The following is a 17,598-nucleotide window of genomic DNA, read 5'->3' on the forward strand; positions in this document are numbered from 1 at the left end:
TTTTATATAAATAGGAGGTAACGTGTTACTTGCTAAAATAAGAGATAAATAAACAATGTAGAGAGGGTTTAGTGAAATGAAGTTGCATACACTTTTATCATGTTTGCATGATTTTCCAGTTGTTCCAAAAGAAAATCCAGAAATAACATCTATTGAAGCGGATTCACGTAAAGTGAAAGAGGGAAGCCTATTTATATGTATGAAAGGATATACGGTTGATAGCCATGACTTTGCTAAGCAAGCAGCCGCACAAGGAGCGGCTGCTATTGTTGCGGAAAGACCAATTGATGTTGACGTTCCAGTTGTACTTGTGAAAAATACTTTTCGTTCGCTAGCGGTTTTAGCTGATTATTTTTATGGCCAACCAACACACAAGTTACATTTAATCGGTATTACAGGTACAAATGGAAAGACAACAACATCGCATATTATGGATGAAATTATGCGCGCACATGGTCATAAAACGGGGCTAATCGGAACGATTAATATGAAAATCGGTGATGAAACATTTGAGGTGAAAAATACAACACCAGATGCACTAACACTTCAACAGACGTTTTTTAAAATGGTTGAACAAGGTGTGGATAGCACAGTAATGGAAGTTTCGTCTCATGCTTTAGATCTTGGCCGTGTACACGGGTGCGATTACGATGTTGCAGTATTTACGAATTTAACACAAGATCATTTAGACTATCATAAAACGATGGAAGAATATAAGCATGCGAAAGGGTTGCTTTTTGCACAGCTTGGCAATAGTTATCATCATAATCGTGAAAAATACGCTATATTAAACAGTGATGATCCAGTAGCAGAGGAGTATATGAGAAGTACAGCAGCTACTGTTGTAACATACGGTATAGATGTTGCAAGCGACATTATGGCACGAGATATCGTAATGACGAGTGGCGGTACAACATTTACCCTTGTAACACCGTATGAAACTGTCAATGTTACGATGAAATTAATTGGCAAGTTTAATGTATACAACGTGTTAGCTGCTACAGCAGCAGGTCTTGTTTCAGGAGTGAGCTTGCAAACAATTATTGATGTAATTAAAGAGCTTGCTGGTGTTCCTGGACGTTTTGAAGTTGTTGATGGTGGACAAAATTACACAGTTATTGTTGACTATGCACATACACCGGATAGCTTAGAGAACGTACTTAAAACAGCGAAACAATTTGCAAAAGGGAATGTATATTGTATTGTTGGTTGCGGTGGTGATAGAGATAGAACGAAAAGACCGATAATGGCAAGTGTCGCAACAGAATATGCAACACATGCAATTTATACATCAGATAATCCAAGAAGTGAAGATCCGAAGGCTATTTTAGATGATATGGTAAATGGTGCAAATGGGAATAATTACGAGGTAATTATTGATAGAAAAGAAGCGATACGTTGTGCAATTGCTAAAGCAAAAGATGCGGACATCATTATTATTGCTGGTAAAGGGCATGAAACATATCAAATTATTGGTAAGGAAGTTCATCATTTTGACGATCGTGAAGTCGCTAAAGAAGCAATCACGGAGCGTTTAAACAACAAAGAGTAACAGCATGAGAGGAGGACTACATGTGCTTGAACAAGGTTTATTAGTAACGGCCGGGGTAGCATTTTTAATTTCTGTTGCCCTTTCGCCATTATTTATTCCATTTTTAAGAAAGTTAAAGTTCGGACAGAGTATTCGTGACGAAGGACCGAAGTCACACCAAAAGAAATCGGGGACACCAACGATGGGTGGTATTGTCATATATGTATCCATGATGGTAACTACGCTCATTATGGCGATTAAATTTAACAATTTAGGTGCAGAAGTATCATTATTGTTATTAGTTACATTTGGATATGGGTTAATCGGATTTTTAGATGACTATATAAAAGTAGTTAAGAAAAGAAATCTTGGTTTAACATCAAAACAAAAATTGATTGGTCAGCTTGTAATTGCTATTGCGTTCTTTTTAATTGGAAAAGGGCAAGCATTTCATACTTATATTATGATTCCAGGAACGGATGTTGAATTCGAATTAGGATGGGCATACTTTGTTCTTGTATTATTTATGCTTATTGGTGGATCGAATGCGGTTAACTTAACAGATGGTTTAGATGGTTTATTATCAGGAACAGCTGCTATTGCATTCGGGGCATTTAGTATTATTGCTGTGGCTCAAGAACAATTTGGTGTAGCGATTTTCTGTATGGCAGTTGTAGGAGCTGTACTTGGCTTTTTAGTATTCAATGCGAATCCAGCGAAAGTATTTATGGGCGATACAGGATCTCTAGCTTTAGGGGGAGCAATTGCAGCTGTAGCGATTTTGTTAAAACAAGAATTGTTACTCGTTATTATTGGCGGTGTATTCGTAGCAGAAACTTTATCTGTTATTATCCAAGTTATTTCGTTCAAAACAACAGGAAAGCGTGTCTTTAAAATGAGTCCATTACATCATCATTACGAATTATGTGGTTGGTCAGAATGGCGCGTTGTTGTAACGTTTTGGTCTGTAGGATTTTTACTAGCTGTGTTAGGAATTTATATCGGGGTGTGGATGTAATTGAAAACTATAACTGAATTTGAAAATAAAAATGTTCTTGTATTAGGTATTGCTAAAAGTGGTTATGCAGCAGCTACTTTATTAAAAGAATTAGGTGCAAGCGTTATTGTAAATGATGGGAAACCATTAGCGGGTAACGTGCCTGCAGCTGAATTGCAAGCGAAGGGTATGGATGTTGTTTGTGGTGGACATCCGTTAGAATTGTTGGAAAGAAACATTTCACTTGTCGTAAAAAATCCAGGGATTCCATATTCTAATCCACTACTAGTGGCGGCGAAAGAAAAGCAAATTCCGATTGTCACTGAAGTTGAATTAGCATATCGTATTTCAGAAGCCCCATTTGTTGGAATTACGGGATCTAACGGTAAAACAACAACGACAATGCTTGCGTTTGAAATGTTAAAAGAAGGCAAAAAGCAACCTGTTATTGCGGGAAATATCGGAACAGTAGCTTGTGAAGTTGCACAAGCTGCAAAAGAAAATGAAGTTGTAGTTACAGAACTTTCATCATTCCAGTTGATGGGAGTAGAGACGTTCCAACCTAAAATTGCTGCATTTTTAAATTTATTTGAAGCGCATTTAGATTACCATGGAACGAAGGAAGAGTATGGTTTGGCAAAAGCGAATATTTTCAAAAACCAAACTGAAACAGATTATAGTGTAATTAATGCGGATGATGCAGATGTAATGGCGTTATCGGCACAAAGTAAAGGACAAAAAGTACTATTTTCGACTACGAAAGAAATTGAAGATGGTGCATATATAAAAGAAAACGCTCTTTATTTTAAAGGCGAAAAAGTGGTTGAAGTAAGCGATATTGTTTTACCTGGTAAGCACAATTTAGAAAATATTTTAGCAGCGATGAGTATTGCGAAGTTACTAGGTGTTTCTAATGAAGCAATTACTGCTGTGCTAAAAAGTTTTACAGGTGTAAAGCATCGCTTAGAATATGTAACAACGATTAATAATCGTAAGTTTTATAATGATTCAAAAGCGACGAATATGTTAGCGACAGAAAAAGCATTGTCTGCATTTACACAACCGATTGTTTTATTGGCTGGCGGACTTGATCGCGGAAATGAATTTGACGATTTAATTCCATACTTTAAACATGTCAAAGCGATTGTAACATTTGGACAAACTGCGCCAAAATTAGTAAGAGCGGCTGAAAAAGCGGGATTAGATGTAATTGAAAGTGTCGATACTTTAGGTGAGGCAGTAGTGAAAGCTTACGCTCATTCTACGGATGGCGATGTAATTCTTCTTTCACCAGCATGTGCAAGCTGGGATCAATTTAAAACATTTGAAGAAAGAGGAGACATTTTTATACAAGCTGTGCATAAACTTATATAAAGTAAATCAAAACATCAGTAGGCTAACACCTACTGATGTTTTGTTACATAGGGCAAAAGGTTCTGCCTAAAGAGGTGGTGTTCATGGGTAATGAAGAAAACGCCTGATTTTATTCTCATCATCGTTACACTTGCGTTGTTAACAATCGGAATGATTATGGTTTATAGTGCGAGTGCGGTTTGGGCCTCTTATAAAATGGGGGATTCATTCTTTTTTGCAAAAAGACAATTGTTGTTTGCGAGTATTGGTGTAGTGGCTATGTTTTTTATAATGAAAATTGATTATTGGGTGTGGCGCACGTATTCAAAAGTAATTTTGCTAGTTTGTTTCGTTCTTCTTATTCTCGTTTTAATTCCAGGAGTAGGTCTCGTTCGCGGGGGAGCACGAAGTTGGATTGGAATCGGGGCATTCTCCATTCAACCGTCAGAGTTTATGAAATTCGCGATGATTATTTTCTTAGCAAAATTTTTAGCGGAACGACAAAAATTAATTACATCTTTTAAACGTGGATTACTACCTGCTCTAAGTTTTGTATTTCTTGCTTTTGGGATGATTATGTTACAGCCAGATCTTGGTACGGGAACGGTAATGGTTGGGACATGTATTATTATGATATTTATCTCGGGAGCAAGGGTCTTTCACTTTGCAATGTTTGGTTTGCTTGGTGCAGCGGGATTTGTAGGGTTAATTGCATCAGCACCATATCGAATGAAACGCATCACATCATATTTAGATCCGTGGTCGGATCCGCTCGGAAGTGGATTTCAAATTATTCAATCGTTACTCGCAATTGGACCTGGTGGTTTATTTGGTCTTGGACTTGGACAAAGTAGACAAAAGTTTCTTTATTTACCTGAACCACAAACAGACTTTATATTTGCAATCTTATCCGAGGAATTAGGTTTTATTGGCGGTTCATTTGTGTTATTATTATTTAGTCTATTACTATGGCGCGGGATTCGTATAGCATTAGGAGCGCCAGATTTATATGGTACGTTTTTAGCAGTAGGTATTGTGGCGATGATTGCGATTCAAGTAATGATTAATGTTGGTGTTGTAACAGGACTGATGCCTGTTACGGGTATTACTTTGCCATTTTTAAGTTATGGTGGATCAAGTTTGACCTTAATGTTAATGGCAGTAGGTGTATTATTGAATATAAGTCGCCATTCTCGCTATTAAACCCTGTTTAAAAGACAGGGTTTTTCGTATGTGTGGAAAATACAATATGTATATAGAAATAAATACGATTGAATAAGAACAGGGAAGTGGAGGAATTAGTAGTGCGAGTATTAGTAAGTGGTGGGGGTACTGGAGGTCATATTTATCCAGCTCTTGCTTTAATTAGAGAAATAAAAAAATTAAATCCGGAAGCAAGGTTTTTATACATTGGTACAGAGAATGGATTAGAGAGTACCATCGTACCGAAAGCGGGTATTCCGTTCCAATCTATTGTTATAAGTGGATTTAAACGGAAAATATCTCTTGATAATGTAAAAACGGTGATGCGTTTCCTAAAAGGTGTTCAAGATAGTAAACGATATATTCGTCGTTTTAACCCTGATATTGTTATTGGTACGGGTGGATACGTATGTGGGCCAGTTGTATATGCTGCGGCTAAATTAGGTATTCCGACTATTGTACATGAACAAAATAGTGTACCTGGTGTAACGAATAAATTTTTAAGTCGTTATGTCGATAAAGTTGCAGTTTGTTTTGAAGCAGCTGCAGAACATTTCCCACAGTCAAAAGTGGTTATGACAGGTAATCCACGTGCATCAGAAGTATTGGACCAAAATGGAATGAAAGGAAAACGCTCGGTAGGACTATCTCTTTCAAAAAAATCAGTGCTTATTTTTGGTGGGAGTCGCGGGGCTAGACCGATTAACGATGCTTTTGTAGAAGCGATTGAACAATTTGGGAATAAAAGTTACGAAGTATTATATGTAACAGGCGAAGTACATTATGATAAAGTTATGGAAGCTGTGAAACAAAAAGGGAATCCGAATAATGTTATTATTAAACCTTTTATTCATAATATGCCAGAGGTACTGACTGGTGTAGATCTTGTTGTTTCAAGAGCAGGGGCTACAACGCTTGCAGAATTAACAGCATTAGGAAAGCCAAGTGTATTAATTCCGAGTCCGTATGTAACAAATAATCATCAAGAAAAAAATGCACGATCAGTTGTTGATAAAGGAGCAGCTAAAATGCTACTTGAAAAAGATTTAACATCTGAAATGCTTATTCGTGATATTGATGAAATTTTATTGGATACACAAACATTACAAAATATGAAACTGGCTGCTAAACAACTTGGTATTCCAGATGCAGCAAATAAGCTATATGAGGTAATGAACAAGCTTATTAAAAAATAACATTAGGTGAACGCCCTGCATATTACTGTAATAAGGAGACTTAATATGGGGGAGATTGTCTATGGAACAATTAGTAAAAGAGCTTTTAGAAGCAAATGTTGGTCGCGTGTTAGTTAATGAACCGTTAGCGCGTTACACGACTATGAAAATAGGTGGACCAGCTGATATTTTAATTGTGCCAAAGCATGTTGCTGATATTGAGAAAACGCTAAAGTTAGTAAAGAAGTACAAGGCACGGTGGACTGTAATTGGTCGTGGTTCGAATCTTCTTGTATCTGATCAAGGTATAGAAGGTGTGGTTATTCGTTTAGGGGAAGGATTAGACCACTTAGAAGTCGAAAAACATAAAGTAAGAGTTGGTGCTGGATATCCTCTTATTAAATTGTCAACTTTACTTAGTCGACAGGGATTAGCTGGCTTGGAATTTGCAAGTGGTATTCCAGGAAGTGTCGGTGGTGCAGTGTATATGAATGCAGGCGCTCATAAGTCTGACATATCGAGTGTACTAACGAAAGCTCGTATTTTGTTTGAAAATGGAACAATTAATTGGTTGACGAATACCGAAATGGGGTTTTCTTATCGTACATCTGTATTGCAAACGAAACGCCCTGGTATTGTTTTGGAAGCTGAATTCCAATTGGAAGTAGGCGAACGTAAGGAAATTGTAAGAAGCATGCAAAAGAATAAAGATTATCGCCGTGAAACGCAGCCTTGGAATCATCCTTGTGCAGGAAGTATATTTCGAAATCCAGTCCCATATTTTGCAGGAGATTTAATAGAAAAAGCAGGGCTTCGTGGTTATACAATAGGTGGAGCTCAAATTTCTGAAATGCATGGGAATTTTATTGTTAATACTGGTGTGGCCTCAGCGCAAGATGTATTAGACTTGATTGCATTGATAAAGCGTACAGTTAAGGGTAAATTTGGTGTTGATATGCATACCGAAGTAGAAATAATTGGAAGATAACGGTTATTCGTTCCGCTCATTATCATTTATGTTATAATAAGAAGATAAGAACGGCATGAGGAACATGCCGTTTTTTATGTTACATAGGGGGATCGTACATGAAAAATAGTAAAGTGATTAAACTACAAGATCGTGTACCAAAGTTAAAGCATCAAAAGAAAAAGAATAAAAAACCTGTTAATCATCGGTTAATTTTATACATATCGATTTTATTTTTATTAGTACTCTTTTTAATTTATTTTCGGTCTCCACTTAGTAATATAAAAAAGATAAGTGTGTTTGGAAATCATTATATGACAGATGAACAAGTTATGAAGGAATCAGGTGTGACATATGACACGAGTTATTTCCGAGTAACAGCACATAAAGCAGAAGAAAACTTAACGAAACGAAAAGAAATTAAAGCGGTAAATGTAAAGAAGCGTTTCCCAAACAAAATTGATGTTCATATAGAAGAATATTTAACCATCGGCTATATAAACAAAGATGGAAAATTACAACCGTTATTAGAAAATGGGAAAACATTGGATGTACTTCCGAATGGGAAACTTCCAGTTGCAGCACCAATTTTTGAACCGTTTAAAGAGGAAAAAATGAAGGAGTTAATTGCAGAACTAGAAAAAGTAACGCCGACTATTTTAAGGTCTATTTCTGAAATTCGTTATACACCAACGAACGCAAATGAAGATCATCTTACTTTATATATGAATGAAGGATATGAAGTGAGCACTACTATTCAAAATTTCGCAAAGCGAATGGAAGCTTATCCACTTATTATAAAAACAATTGAACCTGGTAAGAAGGTGTTAATTGACTTAGAAGTGGGGGCTTATACGAAGGAACTAGGTGCTGAAGAAAAGAAAGAATAGAATGATAGTTTTCACTGCGTTATTACGTATAAAACGAAACGAATGTTCTTTTATATGAATGCTAATTTGTAAGAATGCTTAATTTGATGAAAAATATGTAAAAATTATTAGATTCATACTAGGATTGGTACAAGTTTCACTTTTCTATGAGTACATCTTAGTGTAGACTTATACTTGGCGGTAATCTTTACACTTGGAATAGAATTATTTCAAGATAAGCAGTTATTCACAGTTTACTGCGATATTCTTAAATGAATGTTAAATAAAAATAAGAAAAGTATAGGGTTAAAAAAGGGAAACGTATAAAGACGTTGAATATTTTTCTTATAAATAGTAAAGTTGCGATTGTTGTTCCATATATTGAGTTGTATGGTATAAATAAAGAAGGAGGTGCCAAAGAATGAACAGCAATGAAATATATGTTAGTCTTGACATCGGTACATCCAATGTTAAAGTCATCATTGGTGAAATGGTTAATGACAGCTTAAACATAATTGGTGTTGGAAATGTAAAATCAAATGGTTTAAAGAAGGGATCGATAGTCGATATAGATGAGACTGTTCGATCAATTAAAAAAGCAATTGAACAAGCTGAGCGCATGGTGGGAATCCACATTGAGCAAGTTGTAGTGGGTGTCAATGCAAACCAGGTACAGCTACTTCCTTGTCATGGCGTAGTCGCTGTTTCAAATGAAGATCGTGAAATCGGAAATGAAGATGTCTTACGCGTTCTAGATGCAGCACAAGTTGTGTCAATTGCTCCTGAACGTGAATTTATTGATGTGGTACCTCGACAGTTCATTGTAGACGGTCTTGACGAGATTAACGATCCACGCGGGATGATCGGTGTAAGATTAGAAATGGAAGGTACACTTATTACAGGCTCGAGAACTTTACTACATAACCTACTTCGTTGTGTAGAAAAAGCAGGTCTTGAAATTGTTGATATTTGTCTTCAACCTTTAGCGGCTGCAACAGTTGCTATATCTTCAGATGAAAAAAATAGAGGAGTGGCCCTTGTTGATATTGGGGGAGGCTCTACAACTTTATCTATTTTTAAAGATGGAGAGTTACAAACAACGAGCGTATTGCCATTAGGTGGAGACCATATAACGAAGGATATTGCGATTGGGTTGAAAACTTCAACTGAAAATGCAGATCAAATTAAGTTGAAATATGGACATGCTTTTTATGATACAGCATCTGAAGAAGAAATGTTTACGGTTCCTATTATGGGAAGCGATCAGACAGAACAGTATTCACAATTGGAATTATCGGATATTATCGAGGCTCGTGTAGAGGAAATTTTAATGTTTATTCAAGATGAAGTGCATAAGTTAGGAATAAAGCAAGTTGCTTCTGGCTATGTATTAACCGGCGGAATTGCTTCTATGCCAGGTGTTCTTGATCTTGCATATGATATCTTACATGAAAATGTTCGTATAGCAACTCCTGATTATATTGGTGTGCGTGAGCCACAATATACAATTGGAGTAGGTTTAATTAAACACTCATATCAAAAAGCTAAATTACGTGGGAAAAACGTGCAGGAAAAGCAAGAGCATTTTGAACCAGTACCAGCACCAATGCCGGTACAACAGCAACCTGCAAAACAAAAAACTCGTAATCAAAACAATAATAATCAAAATGATGACCGTATGATGTCAAAAGTAAAACGTGTATTCCGTTATTTATGGGATTAAAAATGGACACGAAAAATGAGGTTCTAGGGGGATTTCGACATGTTAGAGTTTGATACTACTCAAGATCAATTAGCGAATATAAAAGTTATCGGTGTCGGCGGCGGCGGAAACAATGCTGTAAACCGTATGATTGAACACGGTGTACAAGGTGTAGACTTTATCGCTGTGAATACTGATGCACAAGCATTAAATCTATCAAAAGCTGAAACAAAAATGCAAATTGGTGGAAAATTAACGCGCGGACTTGGTGCAGGCGCAAACCCTGAAGTAGGGAAAAAAGCGGCAGAAGAAAGTAAAGAACAGATCCAAGAAGCACTTCGTGGTGCAGACATGGTATTCGTAACTGCTGGTATGGGTGGCGGAACTGGAACTGGTGCAGCTCCAGTTGTTGCTCAAGTTGCAAAAGAATTAGGTGCGTTAACAGTTGGTGTTGTAACACGTCCATTTACATTTGAAGGACGTAAGCGTGCGACGCAAGCTGCATCTGGTATTGCGGCATTTAAAGAAAATGTAGATACACTTATTGTAATTCCAAACGATCGCTTACTAGAGATTGTTGATAAAAATACGCCGATGTTAGAAGCATTCCGTGAAGCTGATAACGTATTACGCCAAGGTGTTCAAGGTATTTCTGATTTAATTGCAACACCAGGTTTAATTAACTTAGACTTTGCAGACGTAAAGACAATTATGTCTAATAGAGGTTCTGCTTTAATGGGTATTGGTTCTGGTAATGGTGAAAATCGTGCTGCTGAAGCTGCGAAAAAAGCTATTTCTAGTCCATTACTAGAAACATCTATTGATGGAGCTCAAGGTGTTATTATGAACATTACGGGCGGCGCGAACTTAAGCTTATACGAAGTACAAGAAGCAGCAGACATTGTAGCTTCAGCTTCGGATCCAGAAGTAAATATGATCTTCGGTTCTGTTATTAATGAAGGATTAAAAGATGATATTGTTGTCACTGTAATTGCAACTGGTTTTGATGATAGTGCTTCGACGCAGCCACCAAAACCAATTATCCGTCCGACTGTGAATCACACGCAACAGCAACAACAGCCAGTAGCTCAACCTTCAAAACAACGTGAAGTTAAGCGTGAAATGAAACGTGAAGAGCCGGTTGTGCATGATCGTCATACAGATTCAGATGACATCGATATTCCAGCATTCTTACGTAACCGTCGTAGACGATAAAAGAAAAGGAGCTTTCATGCTCCTTTTTTGTTATTGGAATGAAAAAGATCTGCTTAGCAGGTCTTTTTTTATTTGTAGATGAAGTTGTGAGAAAGAGGATGTAAATTTGCTTACATATAATTCAATTATTATGTATATAAGTAAGAAATTCATATTATTCTATGAAAAATACACTTTTATTTTTTACCGACAGATTATGTCTAGAAATCACAAAATAACAAAAAAACACCTCCGTAAATTGACACACTTTCCCATTGGATATGCATTATACTAGTCTCAACTTAAAAAAAGAGGTGAATTGTTTGGTTGTTTACGCCGACGTTGTTTGGTTGTTAAACGCCTGCATTGATTTTCTTTTACTTTTATTAACAGCTACCGTGTTAAAAAAGAAGATCAAAAGATGGAGGCTTGTGTTAGGGGCATTTATAGGTTCCACCATTGTTATTTTTGCCTTTACTCCTTTTGCTTCTATGATGACACATCCGATTATGAAACTACTGTACTCGTTACTTATTGTGTATACAGCCTTTGGGTTTACAACGTTTAGAAATTATACACAAACTGTTTTTACTTTTTACTTTGTCACTTTTATGGTTGGTGGAGGATTAATGGGAACTCATTTCTTTTTGCAAACGAATGAGATGGTAAATGGATTGGTTCAATCTCAATCGATTTCTTACGGTGATCCAATTAGTTGGTTGTTTGTTATTTTAGGTTTTCCAGTAATTTATTATTTTTCTAAAAAGCGTATTGAAAGCGTAGAAATCACGAAAATACACTATGACCAAGTTGTGAAAGTGAAAATTCAATTAGCTGAAGAAGAATTGGAACTAGCAGGTTTAATTGACAGTGGGAATCAACTTTACGACCCGTTAACAAAAACACCCGTAATGATTATGCATGTTTCATCATTAGAACATTGTTTGCCATCTTGGTTAACAGAACAAATTTATTCCAAAACAGAAATTCCTCAAATACCAGAAAATGATTCTGGATGGGCGACAAAATTACGTTTAATTCCTTTCCGAGCAGTAGGAGTAGAGAGTCAATTTTTGTGGGCAATTAAGCCTGATAGTGTGCAAGTTGATCATGAAGGTAGTTCAATCGTTGTAAACAAAGTATTGATTGGATTAAATACACAACAACTGTCTACCAATGGAGAGTATCAATGCATTGTGCATCCAAAAATGTTGATTTCACAAAAGATGGTAATTGCTTAATTATGAGAGGCGGGATAATATGATGAAATTAAAATTTTATTTAGTATACCTTTGGTATAAAGTATTGCTGAAACTAGGAATTAAGACCGATGAAATTTATTACATTGGTGGAAGTGAAGCGTTGCCACCACCATTAACGAAAGAAGAAGAGGAAGTTCTTTTGAATAAATTGCCAAAGGGAGATCAAGCTGCGAGGTCATTGCTTATTGAACGTAACTTACGGCTCGTTGTATATATAGCAAGGAAGTTTGAAAATACAGGGATAAATATTGAAGATTTGATTAGCATAGGAACAATCGGCCTTATTAAAGCAGTCAATACATTTAATCCAGAAAAGAAAATAAAATTAGCAACTTATGCATCTCGTTGTATAGAAAATGAAATTTTAATGCATTTGCGCCGAAATAATAAAAATCGGTCAGAAGTTTCTTTTGATGAACCGCTTAATATTGATTGGGATGGGAATGAACTGTTGTTATCAGATGTATTAGGTACAGATGATGATATTATTACAAAAGATTTAGAGGCTACTGTAGACCGTCACCTTCTAATGAAAGCATTGCACCAATTAAATGATCGGGAAAAACAAATTATGGAGCTTCGATTTGGGCTTGCTGGAGAAGAGGAAAAAACGCAAAAAGATGTGGCGGATATGCTTGGGATTTCACAGTCATATATTTCGCGTTTAGAAAAAAGAATCATAAAAAGGTTACGAAAAGAATTTAATAAAATGGTGTAAAGAGTAAGACCAGCCTTTATGTAGGCTGGTCTTACTCTGTTTAGTTGTAGTAGAAGAGGTAACTAAAATGAAAAATGAAGAGAAAACCACATGCATAAAATCCCCTTCAAAGGAAATACTTTACACTGTACAGCAACTCCCGATAGGAGGGAACACTTTGACGAGAAACAAAGTAGAAATTTGCGGTGTTGATACAGCTAAACTTCCAGTACTAAAAAATGAAGAGATGCGTAAATTATTTCGTGAAATGCAAAGTGGAGAGATAAGCGCAAGAGAGAAATTAGTGAATGGAAACTTACGTCTTGTACTGAGCGTCATCCAAAGATTTAATAACAGAGGAGAATATGTTGATGATTTATTTCAAGTTGGCTGCATTGGACTTATGAAATCCATTGATAATTTTGATTTAGGCCAAAATGTAAAATTTTCAACGTATGCTGTGCCGATGATTATTGGGGAAATACGCAGATATTTGCGTGATAACAATCCAATTCGCGTATCTCGCTCGTTACGAGATATTGCGTATAAAGCATTGCAAGTAAGAGAGAAATTGATTGCTGAAAACTCGAAAGAACCGACAGCAATGGATATTGCCAAAGTTCTTGAAGTGACGCATGAAGAAATTGTTTTTGCGTTAGATGCTATTCAAGACCCAGTTTCACTATTTGAACCGATTTATAATGATGGGGGAGATCCTATTTTTGTTATGGATCAGTTAAGTGATGAAAAACAAAAGGACGAGCAGTGGGTTGAAGAACTAGCGTTGAAAGAGGGGATGAAGCGTTTAAATGATCGTGAGAAAATGATTATTCGAAAACGTTTCTTCCAAGGGAAGACACAGATGGAAGTTGCCGAAGAAATTGGGATTTCTCAGGCGCAAGTATCACGTTTGGAGAAGTCTGCTATTAAGCAAATGAATAAGACGATTCAAGGATAAGGCCCTCACCAGTTATGGTGAGGCCTTTTTTATATGATATTTTGCGCTCATAGTAAAGTAGGTCGGTTCATATAATGAAAATAAAATGGATGCTCTATTAGTAGCAGTTAAATACTATTTATCTCGCATCAACTGTCCGTAAAAGTCCGATTAGCATGGGGTAATAGTTAGTAGCGAGGAACAAAAGCTCCACTGATTAAGGTTGCACTTTATTTGAGAGCGTACTTACAATTCATGATATAAGGGAGAGGATGAATATGATACGAATTTCGGAGTTTCAAATGAAGGATGTTGTGAATATTTCAGATGGAAAAAGGCTTGGAAATATTGGAGATATTGATTTTGATATAGACACAGGAAAGATTAGGGCAGTAATTATTTCAAAGCAGACACGAATGCTTGGACTATTTGGAAAGGAAGTAGAATTTGTAATCCCTTGGGAGAAAATTATGAAAATTGGGGAAGATGTCATACTTGTGAGAGTGGATAATATTAATTCTGTAACAGAATCAATACAAACACCGACAATTTCTTAAAGAATATTACAAATTCCTCTTTTTTTTCAGTTGTCATTATGAAAAAATAAAAGTATGGTAAAATAGACAGGAAGTACCATGCTTTTTTATGTTATTTTAATTAAAAGGAGCCCTTTATGAGAGAACCATTTAAATATGTGGACGGTATACTGTATTTACAAGCGTGGAAAGAACTTGGAAACATTACTGTTGGATTTACGACAAAAGATGGTGGAGTAAGTACAGGCTCCTTTCATGCGATGAATTTAGGATTACATGTGAATGATATCGTGGAGAATGTTCATGAAAATAGAAGCATTTTAGCGAATAAGTTACAAAAACCATTAGAAAAATGGATTTGCTCTGAACAAGTTCATGACCATCATGTTGAAAAAGTAGGATTGCAAGAAAAAGGGAAAGGCGTTTATTCATATGAAGACGGTATCCCAAAAACGGATGGCATTTATACGACGAACAAAGATGTTCTCTTAACATCTTGTTACGCTGATTGTGTTCCGCTCTATTTTTATGCACCATCACATGATATGATAGGACTTGCGCATGCTGGGTGGAAAGGGACTGTAACAGAGATTGCGAAAGAAATGATTCAAAAGTGGAATGCAGAAGGTGTTTCAAGTGATGAAATTCATGTCGCAATTGGGCCGGCAATCGGATCGTGTTGTTATGTTGTTGATGATCGTGTATTAACAGCAGCGCAGCAAGTAGTAAACGGATCTGTTCCTTATAAAGTAATTTCTGATGGTCAGTACGCAATTAATTTAAAAGAAGTTAATCGTATATTATGTGTACAAGCAGGTATAAAAGAAGAACATATTGTAATGTCATCTCTTTGTACAAGCTGTGAAGAACAATTATTTTTCTCTCATCGTCGTGATCAAGGTAAGACGGGGAGAATGTTGAGTTTCATAGGTTTTAAGGAGGAGTGAAGCAAGTGACAGTGCAAGGGAATTTAGCAGCTGTAAACGAAGCAATTAAAGAATCTTGTGCACGAGCTGGACGTTCGATGAAAGATATTAAGCTCGTTGCAGTTACAAAAACTGTAGGGATTGAAAAAACAAACGAAGTAATTGAAGCGGGAATTATTGATTTAGGTGAAAATAGAAATGAAGGTTTCTTACAAAAATACGAGCATTTCGGTTCAAAAGTGAATTGGCATTTTATTGGCTCATTGCAAACGAGGAAAGTAAAAGAAATCATTAACGAGATTGATTATTTACATTCATTAGATCGCCTTTCGCTTGCAAAAGAAATTCAAAAACGCGCTGAAAAGAAAATTAAATGCTTTATTCAAGTGAAAACATCATCAGAAGAATCAAAGCAAGGATTAGCGATAGAAGAAGCAATTCTATTTATTCAAAGTTTGCAAGAATTTGATAAAATTGAAGTGGTTGGACTAATGACAATGGCGCCTTTTACAGCTGAAGAGGAAGATATTCGTCGCTGCTTTAAGGAATTGCGTATGTTACAAGCAGAGGTGCAAGAGCTAGAGTTGTTACATGCGCCATGTGAAGAATTATCAATGGGAATGTCCAATGATTACACGATTGCAATTGAAGAAGGGGCTACATATATTCGTTTGGGCACGATTTTAGTAGGGAAAGCGTAAAAGGAAGGAGAATATTATTATGAGTTGGTCAAAAGTAAAATACTTCTTTTTTGACACACCAGAAGAAAAAGAAGCAGCTCAATATAGTTATGAAAAGGAGCAAACAGACATGAAAAAGCAACAAGATCCCCCAGAAAAACAGGATGTTCCGTTTGCAAAAGTGCAACCGAAACAAAATGTTGTGAGCATTGAAACGGCGAAGCAATCTTCAAAAGTTGTTTTACTAGAACCGCGCACATATTCGGAAGCACAAGGGATTGCGGATCACTTAAAAGGTAGACGAGCTGTTGTAATTAATTTGCAAAGAATGTCTACAGATCAAGCGGTGCGTATCGTTGACTTTTTAAGTGGTACTGTATACGCTATAGGCGGGGATATTCAAAAAATAGGACCGAAAACATTTATGTGTACACCTGAAAATGTAGATATTGTTGGTGCAATTTCAGAGTTGTTCGGTGAAGAAGAAGAAACAAATATAAAGAGGTGGTAATACGCCATGGCAACAGTTTTAACAGTTTTACTTTATGCTATCGAGATTTACTCGTGGGCACTTATTATTTACATTCTCCTATCATGGTTTCCTGGTGCAAAGGAATCAACTTTTGGAGAGTTCCTTGCACGTATTTGTGAACCATATTTAGAACCATTTCGCAGGTTTATTCCGCCACTTGGTATGATTGACATCTCTCCAATCGTTGCGATTCTTGCGTTAAAGCTTGCTACAAATGGTTTAGTAAGTTTATTCCGCTATTTCTTATAATAAGAGGTTACTTGCATGAGCATCTACGAGCATTTTAGACCTGATGAAGAGGTCTTTGTGGATAAAGTATTAGAGTGGAAACAGGCGGCTGAGTACCATCAAGTCAAGTTAACAGATTTTCTTGATCCAAGACAGCAACAAATTGTCTCTATGGTAATAGGACAAGGAGAGGTTGCTGTACGCTTTGATGGTGCGATGCCTGAATCTGAACGAAAAAGAGCACTAATTTATCCAGACTATCTAGAATTAAATGAAGAGGAATTTCAAATAGAAGTATTAGAAATTGACTATCCTTCCAAATTTTACACGCTAGAACACAGGCAAATATTAGGTGCATTTATGTCACTTGGTTTAACAAGAGAAAAATGTGGTGATATTTTGCTTCAAGAAAATCGTGCCCAAATTGCAGTTGCAAAAGAAGTTGCATCGTATATTGAAATGAACTTACAATCAATAGGGAAAGTGAAAGTATATCTCACGCCTGTACAAGCAGAACAAATTTTGCGTGTAGGTGAAAAGTGGGGAGAAAAATCTGGAACAGTTTCGTCACTTCGTCTAGATGTTTTGTTAGCTGAAATGCTACATATATCCAGGCAGAAAGTACAGCCTCTTATAAAAGGCGGCTTAGTAAAAGTCAATTGGAAAACAGTAGAGCAAACTGCGTATGAATGTTTTCCAGGGGATGTATTCTCGGTTAGAGGATACGGAAGAAGTAAAATATTTTCTGTAGAAGGTAGAACGAAGCGCGACAAATGGAGAATTTTGTATGGTATACTAAAATGATTGGT

Annotated in this window: 18 protein-coding genes; all 18 read left to right on the forward strand. The window is 36.4% G+C overall.

Features of this window, described 5'->3' with window-relative positions; translation table 11 throughout:
• Positions 1–76: 76 nt before the first annotated feature.
• A complete protein-coding gene (gene murE, locus JDS80_RS03070) occupies positions 77–1,552 on the forward strand; it encodes a UDP-N-acetylmuramoyl-L-alanyl-D-glutamate--2,6-diaminopimelate ligase (RefSeq protein WP_199637051.1) in 1,476 nt (491 codons plus the stop codon).
• Positions 1,553–1,574: 22 nt separating this feature from the next.
• Complete coding sequence (mraY, locus tag JDS80_RS03075) at positions 1,575–2,549, forward strand: phospho-N-acetylmuramoyl-pentapeptide-transferase (protein ID WP_000893066.1); 975 nt, start codon at positions 1,575–1,577, stop codon at positions 2,547–2,549.
• Positions 2,550–3,902 carry a UDP-N-acetylmuramoyl-L-alanine--D-glutamate ligase gene (gene murD, locus JDS80_RS03080; RefSeq protein WP_199637053.1) on the forward strand — a complete coding sequence of 451 codons (1,353 nt, stop codon included), beginning with the start codon at positions 2,550–2,552 and terminating at the stop codon, positions 3,900–3,902.
• 90 nt (positions 3,903–3,992) lie between these two features.
• Entirely contained in the window at positions 3,993–5,084 is a 1,092-nt protein-coding gene (spoVE, locus tag JDS80_RS03085; RefSeq protein WP_000753514.1) for a stage V sporulation protein E, read from the forward strand.
• A 101-nt stretch (positions 5,085–5,185) separates the two neighbouring features.
• Positions 5,186–6,280, forward strand: a complete 1,095-nt coding sequence (murG, locus tag JDS80_RS03090) for an undecaprenyldiphospho-muramoylpentapeptide beta-N-acetylglucosaminyltransferase (protein WP_071746844.1) — start codon at positions 5,186–5,188, stop codon at positions 6,278–6,280.
• A gap of 61 nt (positions 6,281–6,341) precedes the next feature.
• Positions 6,342–7,247: a UDP-N-acetylmuramate dehydrogenase gene (murB, locus tag JDS80_RS03095; protein ID WP_071771519.1), complete on the forward strand. Its 906-nt coding sequence runs from the start codon at positions 6,342–6,344 to the stop codon at positions 7,245–7,247.
• Positions 7,248–7,345: 98 nt separating this feature from the next.
• The gene (divIB, locus tag JDS80_RS03100; RefSeq protein ID WP_071746842.1) at positions 7,346–8,116 is read left to right on the forward strand and encodes a cell division protein DivIB; all 771 of its coding nucleotides are present in this window, start codon (positions 7,346–7,348) and stop codon (positions 8,114–8,116) included.
• A 400-nt stretch (positions 8,117–8,516) separates the two neighbouring features.
• A complete protein-coding gene (ftsA, locus tag JDS80_RS03105) occupies positions 8,517–9,818 on the forward strand; it encodes a cell division protein FtsA (RefSeq protein ID WP_199637055.1) in 1,302 nt (433 codons plus the stop codon).
• Between the two features lie 39 nt (positions 9,819–9,857).
• Positions 9,858–11,012, forward strand: coding sequence for a cell division protein FtsZ (ftsZ, locus tag JDS80_RS03110; RefSeq protein WP_071746840.1), 1,155 nt, complete (start codon positions 9,858–9,860; stop codon positions 11,010–11,012).
• A 302-nt stretch (positions 11,013–11,314) separates the two neighbouring features.
• Positions 11,315–12,232, forward strand: coding sequence for a sigma-E processing peptidase SpoIIGA (gene spoIIGA, locus JDS80_RS03115; RefSeq protein WP_199637057.1), 918 nt, complete (start codon positions 11,315–11,317; stop codon positions 12,230–12,232).
• A gap of 19 nt (positions 12,233–12,251) precedes the next feature.
• Entirely contained in the window at positions 12,252–12,971 is a 720-nt protein-coding gene (sigE, locus tag JDS80_RS03120; protein ID WP_000976947.1) for an RNA polymerase sporulation sigma factor SigE, read from the forward strand.
• Between the two features lie 157 nt (positions 12,972–13,128).
• Entirely contained in the window at positions 13,129–13,908 is a 780-nt protein-coding gene (gene sigG / locus JDS80_RS03125) for an RNA polymerase sporulation sigma factor SigG (protein WP_000197755.1), read from the forward strand.
• Between the two features lie 257 nt (positions 13,909–14,165).
• On the forward strand, positions 14,166–14,444 hold the full coding sequence (locus JDS80_RS03130; protein WP_000619396.1) for a YlmC/YmxH family sporulation protein: 279 nt from the start codon (positions 14,166–14,168) through the stop codon (positions 14,442–14,444).
• A gap of 116 nt (positions 14,445–14,560) precedes the next feature.
• A complete protein-coding gene (pgeF, locus tag JDS80_RS03135; RefSeq protein ID WP_071746838.1) occupies positions 14,561–15,370 on the forward strand; it encodes a peptidoglycan editing factor PgeF in 810 nt (269 codons plus the stop codon).
• 5 nt (positions 15,371–15,375) lie between these two features.
• Positions 15,376–16,050 carry a YggS family pyridoxal phosphate-dependent enzyme gene (locus JDS80_RS03140; RefSeq protein ID WP_199637152.1) on the forward strand — a complete coding sequence of 225 codons (675 nt, stop codon included), beginning with the start codon at positions 15,376–15,378 and terminating at the stop codon, positions 16,048–16,050.
• 19 nt (positions 16,051–16,069) lie between these two features.
• Positions 16,070–16,540, forward strand: coding sequence for a cell division protein SepF (locus JDS80_RS03145; protein ID WP_071746836.1), 471 nt, complete (start codon positions 16,070–16,072; stop codon positions 16,538–16,540).
• Between the two features lie 6 nt (positions 16,541–16,546).
• Entirely contained in the window at positions 16,547–16,810 is a 264-nt protein-coding gene (locus tag JDS80_RS03150) for a YggT family protein (RefSeq protein ID WP_071746835.1), read from the forward strand.
• Between the two features lie 15 nt (positions 16,811–16,825).
• Entirely contained in the window at positions 16,826–17,593 is a 768-nt protein-coding gene (locus JDS80_RS03155; RefSeq protein ID WP_199637059.1) for a YlmH family RNA-binding protein, read from the forward strand.
• Positions 17,594–17,598: the final 5 nt, after the last annotated feature.

The sequence above is a fragment of the Bacillus cereus group sp. N8 genome (genome assembly GCF_016483685.1).
In the GTDB taxonomy this organism is placed as follows: domain Bacteria; phylum Bacillota; class Bacilli; order Bacillales; family Bacillaceae_G; genus Bacillus_A; species Bacillus_A proteolyticus.